The following is an 8132-nucleotide window of genomic DNA, read 5'->3' as shown; positions in this document are numbered from 1 at the left end:
AAATGTTGTATTTAGCGTCTCAAAAAATTGTCGAACGCTGGACACAAAGATGTCGAAACTGGGATGTAGTTTTAAGCCAGTTATCAATAATATTTGAGGCCAGAATACCTGCTTGATTTGCCCCTGAGAATAGAATTTCCTGTCTGCAAAATGTTATTCACGCTTTGGCATGCATAACATTCCGCAGACAGGAATGAAAAGTTGACACGGGGCAAATCAGAAAGCCTGATTGCAACCGCAATCCTGTATTCTGTTATTGCTTGAAGGATTATTATTTACACAAAATTTTATGGGTTGCCTGCCCTTGATTTTTTGCATTAATTAGTTTTGAAAACAGAGGTAAATGTTGTGCCGACTTCTGCATTGCTTTCAACACAGAGCTTTCCGTTAGATGACTCAACTATGCTTTTCGCAATAGCAAGTCCAAGTCCGTAACCTTTTGTTGTCCTCGACTTTTCTGCCCGATAAAATCTGTCAAAAATGTGTTTCAAATCATCAGCCTCAATCACATTGCCCTTGTTATTAATTGAAAACTTAACACTTTCTCCGTACTTTAACAGCGTGATATTTATTGCGCTGTTTTTTTCTGCATATTTTACAGCGTTATCAATCAGAATGTGTGCAAGCTGATTCAGCTGAGTTTCATTTCCTTTTACCGTAATATCATGTTCTATATCAGAAATAATCTCAATTCCTTTGTCAAAAGCAATCGGCTCAAAATTTAGTGAAGCTCCCTCAATTATATCACTAATACATATGTTGCTGAGTTCAACGTTGTTGCTCCCGGCGTCGGACTTTGCAAGAAACAGCATTTGGTCAATAAGACTTTTCATATGGTTGGCTTCTTCCTCTGTACTTTCAAGCCATTTGCTTTCGTCTGCTACCAAAGCATTTTTATGCGTCATCATAATGTTGTTGTTTGCAAGAATTACTGTTAGCGGAGTTTTAAGCTCGTGCGATGCATCAGCAACAAATTGCTTTTGCTTTTCCCATGCTTCTTTTACAGGTTTTATTGCAAGGTCTGACATTGCAAGACTGATTAAAAAAATGATTACAAGACTTGCCGCAAATAATCCAAGACATACAAGTATGGTTTGCATAAGTGACGAATACACAGAGTTTGTGTCGGCAAAGGCAATTTTCTTGGATTGAAAATCATTCTTTTGCGCGTACATAAGATTATATTCGCTGATTTGTCCGCTTTGTTTTTTATTATCGGAGTCGGTTACAATTTTTATGCAGGAATTAAGTGTATCGCTGTCGATGGTGGCATTATGATTGATTGTATTCTTTATTTCACCGTCAGAATTTAATTCAACTATAACGTAGTAATTCGGCTGTAACGGCTGTTCTTTTTTTCCTTTGTTTCCAAGCTCATTTGGAGGCGGAAAATCATTGTTGTCGTCAATTCTTCTGTCGAGTACCTGATTAAGCCCATGCTCAAGGCTGTTAATACCAGATGAATAATTATTTATGCATACGGCGGTAAAAATCATTACAATTACTGTGCCAACCAAAAGCATATTAACAAATATAATATTTCTTCTCAGTCGTTTTATCACATCGACTTCTCCAATCTGTAACCCATTTTTTTGATTGATTTTATTTCTGTATCAGAATTAATAAAATTGAGCTTCCTTCTTAAAAAAGATATGTACGCCTCAACATTATTTGAACCTGCGTCAGAGTCATATCCCCAAACCTTTGTGATAATTTCGTCTTTTGATACGATTACATCGGGTTTTGATAGGAGCAGTTTAAGAATTTCCGCTTCTTTATAATTAAGATGAACAGATTTTGTTCCTTTTGATAGTGTGTTTGAGCTTGCATTGAAATTAAAATCATCGAAACTTGTTTTATCCAAAACCACTTCGCCTTTTCTGCGTGTAAGTGCCTTGATCCTTGCAATAAGCTCTTCGGGGGCAAACGGCTTTGTCATATAGTCATCTGCGCCTTTGTTAAGTCCTGTCACCTTATCAGGGACTGTGTCTTTTGCTGTAAGCATAAGTATCGGAGTATCTATTTTGTTTTTTCTCAGTTCGTATGCTACCTCAAAGCCGTCTTTGTACGGAATCATTATGTCAAGAATAATTAGGTCATAAATTCCGCTTAGTCCATATTCAAGAGCATCAATACCGTTATATACGACGTCAGCCATATATTTTTGTTCAAGCAAAATTTGATAAAGTGCGTCTGCAAGCCTTTTTTCATCTTCAACAATCAAAATTTGCATAAGTAGCCTTCTTTCAGTATCATCATATGATTTTACTTTACAGTAATTATATCAATTATTATATTAGTCGGCAACCCTTAAAAAATCCTAAAATATGTTGCTGAAAACAAGCTTTACATAATTTTTACATAAATTTGTTTTTTTAGGCTTTTTTTAAGGTTTGGCATTTATAATACAGACAAATCAAAACGAAAGGGGCTTTAAGTATGACGATTCAAACTGTTTTTAAGCGTACCGAAAAGAAGTATATCATAACTCTAAATCAGAGAAAACAGCTTCTTGAATTGATAAGCTCACAAATTTGTTCGGATAAATTCGGCGAGAGTACAGTGCGTAGCCTTTATTTTGATACCGATGATTTTAGGCTAATCAGAAATTCAATTGATAAACCTGTATATAAAGAAAAGCTGAGGCTTCGCAGCTATTCAACGCCAAAGGCAGACAGCAATGTGTTTTTGGAGCTAAAAAAGAAATATAAAGGTGTAGTTTACAAAAGGCGTGAAACCTTAAAATATTCTGAGGCAATGAATTATCTTAACACTCGTTCAAAGCCGATTGATACACAAATAATGAAAGAAATTGATTGGACGATGAATTATTATAACGGCTTAAAACCCAAGATGTTTATTGCTTATGACAGAACGGCATTTTACAGCAAAGAGGACAGTAACCTCAGAATAACATTTGATAAGAATGTTCGGTTCCGCAATTATGACCTTGAGCTTGGAAAGGGAAGTTACGGTAACCTGATTTTAGACAGCGGATTATGTATTATGGAGATAAAAATTCTGAATTCAATGCCACTTTGGCTCAGCAATGCGCTCACCAAATTAAAAATATATCCGTCATCATTTTCAAAGTACGGAACAGCATATGCGATTACAAAAGATAAAAATTTAATCAAAAACGGAGGAATGAACTGTGCTTAACAATATATTTGAACCTATTTACTCGGGAACTTTTACCCTTACTTCATTTTTAATATGTACGTTAGTATCTCTTGCGCTCGGAGTAGTTGTGACTCTTGCCGCAAATTTTAAAAGCAGACTCAGCAAAAGTTTTTTGCTTTCAATAGTACTTATCCCTGCTGTGGTTCAGGTTGTGATAATGCTTGTTAACGGAAGCGTCGGAACAGCTGTTGCGGTTATGGGAGCATTCTCGCTTGTTCGCTTCAGAAGTATTCCCGGTTCTGCAAAAGAGATTGTAAGCATTTTCCTTGCAATGGCAACAGGTCTTGCTACCGGTATGGGATATGTAACACTTGCGGTTTTATTTGTAATTATAATTTGCATTGCAATGATTTGTGCAGGATTTGTAAAGATTAAGGACAAAGATGATTTAATTCGAGAGCTCAGAATAACTGTTCCGGAAGACCTCAACTATGCTCATGCATTTGATGATTTGTTTGAAAAGTATACAAGCGATACTAAACTGCTTAATGTCAAAACAACCAATATGGGCAGCCTTTATAAGCTTTTTTATAAAGTTGAGTTAAATAATGAGGATGATGTTCAGAGGTTTATTGATGAACTTCGCTGCCGAAACGGCAATCTTGAAATTTCGGTTTCGATTCCGTCAAGTGTTGAAAATACGTTGTAAATATGCAGATTAATTTATATTTTAAGGGAGGTATACTATATGAAAAAAGTATTGTTTACACTTATAAGTGCGGCTTTAATAATATCGTTCAGTGCCTGCTCAATGAGCGGAGAAAGTTCCACAGCTACTAACGATACTGCGGTAACAGCCTCAAATACAAGCACAGACAATAACACAGAGGCAACAGACCTGACAGACGGGAATTATGACTTATCGTTTTCTAAACGCGATTGTGACCCATCGTATGACGAAAGCTCAGCGGTTAAGGTGTCATTTTCAGAAAATTCTGCAAGTGCGTCATCAGATTTCGTTTCTGTAAGCGGGGGAGAGGTTACAATTAAATCAGAGGGCACATATATTATTTCAGGAACTTGTTCAGACGACTCAATTGTAATTGACGCAGCCGATAATGATAAGATACAGCTTGTATTTAACGGCCTAAATTTAACAAGCTCTCAGTCAGCCGTTGTTGTTAAAAATGCTGATAAAGTTTTTATAACTCTTGCAGACGGAAGCAAAAATACAATTTCAGACGGTTCATCATATACTGAAACAATTGATGATACAAATGTTGATTCTGCAATTTTCAGTAAATGTGATTTAACACTTAACGGAAGCGGAACACTTAATGTGAACGGAAATTATAAGCACGGAATTGTTTCTAAAGATGACTTGGTTATCACGAGCGGAACGGTGAATGTCACTTCAAAAAATTGCGGTATCAACGGAAAAGGTTGTGTAAAAATCAAAGACGGTACAATAACCGTAAATTCTGGAACAGATGCAATACGTTCAAGCAATACCGAAAAGACCGATACAAAGGGATTTGTATATATTTCAGGCGGAAAATTCAGCCTTGAAACTACCAACGACGGAATACAGGCGGCTTCATTTCTCAGAATTGACGGAGGCGACTTTTCGGTAGCTACCGGCGGCGGAAGCTCAAACGGAAAAACTCATTCGGATTCAATGGGCAGAGGAATGGAGATGTTTTCTTCATCATCCGATTCCGAGGATTCAGAGAGCGCTAAGGCAATAAAATCTGCTGATGTTATTAAAATTAACGGTGGTTCCTTTACAATAAATTCAAGTGATGACGCTTTTCATTCAAATAATGAAATTATTATTTCAGACGGAACATTAAACATAAAAACAGGTGATGACGGCGTTCATGCCGACAGTACGCTTAACGTTGACGGCGGCACAATAAATATTACCGAAAGCTACGAAGGACTTGAAGCGGGAGATATTGTAATTAATGACGGAACAATTTCAATAGTTTCAAGTGACGATGGATTAAATGCGGCTGGAGGAAGCGATGGTAATGTTGAACAAGGCGCATTTAACGAAAACAGCAATAAGTCACTGACAATTAACGGCGGCTATATTACAGTTAACGCTTCAGGTGACGGACTTGATTCAAACGGCAGTCTTACCATAACAGGCGGAGTTACCCTTGTAAGCGGTCCGACCGATGACGGCAACGGGGCAATAGACTATGACGGAAGTGCAAAAATGACAGGCGGTGTGCTTGTAGCACTTGGCAGCAGCGGTATGGCTCAATCCGTAACCGGTGACGGTCAGTGTACAATAATGACTGATATTGATTCCCAAAGCGGCGACACTCAGTTTGCATTAACTGATAGCGACGGTAACATAATTGCGTCATTTAAACCGTCAAAAGAATACAGCAATGCGGTTATTTCTTCTCCGTCAATAAAGTCGGGCGAAACATATAAAATAGTTTGCGGCGGCGCAATTTCGGGAGCTGACAGCAACGGATATGCAAATAACGGTACTGTAAGCGGCGGAACCGAAGTTACAAGTATAACTATGGACAGCGATAATTACAGTTCCGGCGGCGGACAGATGGGCGGTCCCGGAGGTCTAATGGGAGGAGGTCCCGGCGGACAGACAGGAGATCCGAGCAACGGAAAAATGGAACAAGCCCCTGATAACGGCGGACCAATGGGAAGACAGTAAATATGTAAAATAAATTTATCGGTTGGGCATTCTTATACGGAATCCCCAATTTTAATTCCATATTATTCATAAATCAGGTTGAATTATTTAACACTGTATTGTATAATATAAAAAATGACAAAGGAGAGATTACAATGGATGTTAAAATTTCTGACAGTATAAAGTATATCGGAGTTGATGATAAAGATATCGACTTGTTTGAAAGTCAGTATGTTGTACCAAACGGCATTGCATATAATTCATACGTTATTTTTGACGAAAAAATTGCGGTAATGGATACTGTTGATAAAAGAAAAACCAACGAGTGGCTTATTAACCTTGAGAAAACTCTTGATAATAATAAACCGGATTATTTGGTAATCAGTCATCTTGAGCCTGACCACGCTTCAAACATTAAACTGCTTGCCGACAAATATCCCAAGATGAAGCTGGTTGGCAATGTAAAAACATTCAATATGCTTCCGCAGTTTTTTGATATTGACCTTACTGACAGAACTGTTGTTGTAAAAGAGGGAGATACTCTTGAACTTGGCGAGCATAAGCTTACTTTCTATATGGCTCCTATGGTTCATTGGCCCGAAGTAATGGTAAGCTACGAAAGCAAAGAAAAAGTTTTGTTTTCTGCTGACGGATTCGGAAAATTCGGTGCGCTTGATACTGATGAAGACTGGGCTTGTGAGGCAAGAAGGTATTACTTTAATATTTGCGGTAAATACGGAGTTCAGGTTCAGAACTTACTCAAAAAGGCTGCTACACTTGATATTAAAACTATTTGCCCATTGCACGGACCAATCTTAAAGAAAAATCTGTCGTATTATATTAATCTTTATGATATTTGGAGCAAATACGAGGTTGAAACCGACGGTGTATTTATTGCGTATGCTTCAATACACGGTAATACTAAAGCTGTTGCAGAAAAATTGTATGAAATTCTAAAATCAAAGACAGATTTACCTGTTTCAATCGAAGATTTATCAAGAAGTGATTTGGCTGAAAATATCGAAGACGCTTTTCGTTACAGCAAACTTGTTGTTGCCGCTCCAACTTATGACGGCGGAATTTTCCCGATTGCAAATGACTTTTTATATCATCTTGAAATCAAAGGATATAAAAACAGAAAGGTCGGCTTGATAGAGAACGGCTCGTGGGCTCCAATGGCAGGCAAAGTAATGAAGTCATATTTTGAAAAAATGAAGAATATTACTTTAGTTCCCGATGCTGTAACAATAAAATCCTCAATGAAAGAGGAAAATATTGCTCAGCTTGAAAAACTGGCTGATGAAATTCTTGCCTAAATAATTGCAAGTTAAAATTAATATCTGTAATTAAAGATAGTGCAGTTTCAGAAATGAGGCTGCACTATTTAGCAGTTTAAAATATTTAGATAACTTAACAATGACTTAATAAATAATTACGCATATTTAAAAATAAAATGAAAAAAACACTTGCATTTTTTATTAAACTATGGTAATATATTACTTGCGGTTGATATGACTGCATATGCGCCGGTAGCTCAGCTGGATAGAGTGTCTGACTACGAATCAGAAGGTCGGGGGTTCGAGTCCCTTCCGGCGCGCCAAATACAGTAAAGTGATTTAAGCAGCCGAAAAGCTGTTTAAATCACTCGACTGTAAATTTAGATGTATGTAAGTATTACGGATTATTTTCCTGTTGTTGGACTAACGCAGCTAACCAAAGTTCAAGCCGGAGGTTAGTCACAGCGTTCATCACAAATGGTAAAAGTGGTTTTTTACCGAATTTGATGGCTATGTTCATCCGCTTACATTATTCAGTTTTATGCAAAAAAGAAATAAGACCTATACCACGGGCAACAATGTAGTACAGGTCTTGAAAAATGTATTAATAAGCGCTTAAAAAATAATAAACGCATATCAAGCTTCACAAGTTCTGGGTAGGCTGTTACTCGGGGCGCATGCTTAGTTGTTGGTGCGAACAATAACTAAGCTGTGGGGCTTATTTTATTTTCAATTAGATTATATTATATAGGCTCAATGTCAATAGTTGGGGTAAACCGAAAAATGAAAATGAATGAAATATTAAAGACAAGCGATAGCGTCAAGCTGTCGCTTGTTTTTGGGAATTGACAGATTTAAGAGAAAATATATGTAAAATACGATTACGAAAACGGTTGGAATTTCTGTAACCGTAAGCGTTTCTTTTGAGGACTTTGATTTTTTTGTTGCAGCCTTCAGTAAAGCCGTTTGTGATAGTGGAAGAAAATGAATTAAGAATACCTGTCAGCCAATTCATCATAGTATTAGCACACTTTTGAAGTTGTGGAATATCACTGTCAAGT

At 37.2% G+C, this 8132-nt stretch carries 7 protein-coding genes and 1 tRNA gene; 5 read left to right on the top strand and 3 right to left on the bottom strand.

Features of this window, described 5'->3' with window-relative positions:
• Positions 1-317 precede the first annotated feature (317 nt).
• Both BLP46_RS12165 and BLP46_RS12160 read right to left on the bottom strand, forming a co-directional pair.
• Positions 318-1562: a sensor histidine kinase gene (locus BLP46_RS12165; RefSeq protein ID WP_092979284.1), complete on the bottom strand. Its 1245-nt coding sequence runs from the start codon at positions 1560-1562 to the stop codon at positions 318-320.
• Positions 1559-2233, bottom strand: a complete 675-nt coding sequence (locus tag BLP46_RS12160) for a response regulator transcription factor (RefSeq protein ID WP_092979282.1) — start codon at positions 2231-2233, stop codon at positions 1559-1561. Before BLP46_RS12160 ends, BLP46_RS12165 begins: the two co-directional genes overlap by 4 nt.
• A gap of 206 nt (positions 2234-2439) precedes the next feature.
• On the opposite strand from BLP46_RS12160, the gene BLP46_RS12155 reads away from it, so the two are divergent.
• From BLP46_RS12155 to BLP46_RS12135, 5 genes are all read left to right on the top strand, one after another.
• Positions 2440-3162 (top strand): polyphosphate polymerase domain-containing protein, encoded by a 723-nt coding sequence (locus BLP46_RS12155; protein ID WP_092979280.1) that lies wholly within the window; start codon positions 2440-2442, stop codon positions 3160-3162.
• The gene (locus tag BLP46_RS12150) at positions 3155-3832 is read left to right on the top strand and encodes a DUF4956 domain-containing protein (protein WP_092979278.1); all 678 of its coding nucleotides are present in this window, start codon (positions 3155-3157) and stop codon (positions 3830-3832) included. Before BLP46_RS12155 ends, BLP46_RS12150 begins: the two co-directional genes overlap by 8 nt.
• A 39-nt stretch (positions 3833-3871) precedes the next feature.
• A complete protein-coding gene (locus tag BLP46_RS12145) occupies positions 3872-5815 on the top strand; it encodes a carbohydrate-binding domain-containing protein (RefSeq protein ID WP_092979276.1) in 1944 nt (647 codons plus the stop codon).
• Positions 5816-5949: 134 nt separating this feature from the next.
• Positions 5950-7110 carry an FprA family A-type flavoprotein gene (locus tag BLP46_RS12140; RefSeq protein ID WP_092979274.1) on the top strand — a complete coding sequence of 387 codons (1161 nt, stop codon included), beginning with the start codon at positions 5950-5952 and terminating at the stop codon, positions 7108-7110.
• 207 nt (positions 7111-7317) lie between these two features.
• Positions 7318-7394, top strand: a tRNA-Arg gene (locus BLP46_RS12135).
• 497 nt (positions 7395-7891) lie between these two features.
• On the opposite strand, the gene BLP46_RS12130 is transcribed toward BLP46_RS12135, so the two are convergent.
• The coding region (locus BLP46_RS12130) for a transposase (RefSeq protein WP_143000409.1) at positions 7892-8132 on the bottom strand (241 nt) is incomplete at its 5' end.

The sequence above is a fragment of the Ruminococcus sp. YE282 genome, assembly GCA_900101355.1.
Lineage (GTDB): Bacteria > Bacillota > Clostridia > Oscillospirales > Acutalibacteraceae > Ruminococcoides > Ruminococcoides bromii_A.
This window is presented reverse-complemented; position numbering and strand designations above follow the sequence as displayed.

Bases quoted from the DNA above. Each gene is read 5' to 3' on its own strand.
- BLP46_RS12140 (WP_092979274.1), top strand. From the start codon at position 5,950: ATGGATGTTAAAATTTCTGACAGTATAAAGTATATCGGAGTTGATGAT.
- BLP46_RS12160 (WP_092979282.1), bottom strand. From the start codon at position 2,233: ATGCAAATTTTGATTGTTGAAGATGAAAAAAGGCTTGCAGACGCACTT.
- BLP46_RS12155 (WP_092979280.1), top strand. From the start codon at position 2,440: ATGACGATTCAAACTGTTTTTAAGCGTACCGAAAAGAAGTATATCATA.
- BLP46_RS12145 (WP_092979276.1), top strand. From the start codon at position 3,872: ATGAAAAAAGTATTGTTTACACTTATAAGTGCGGCTTTAATAATATCG.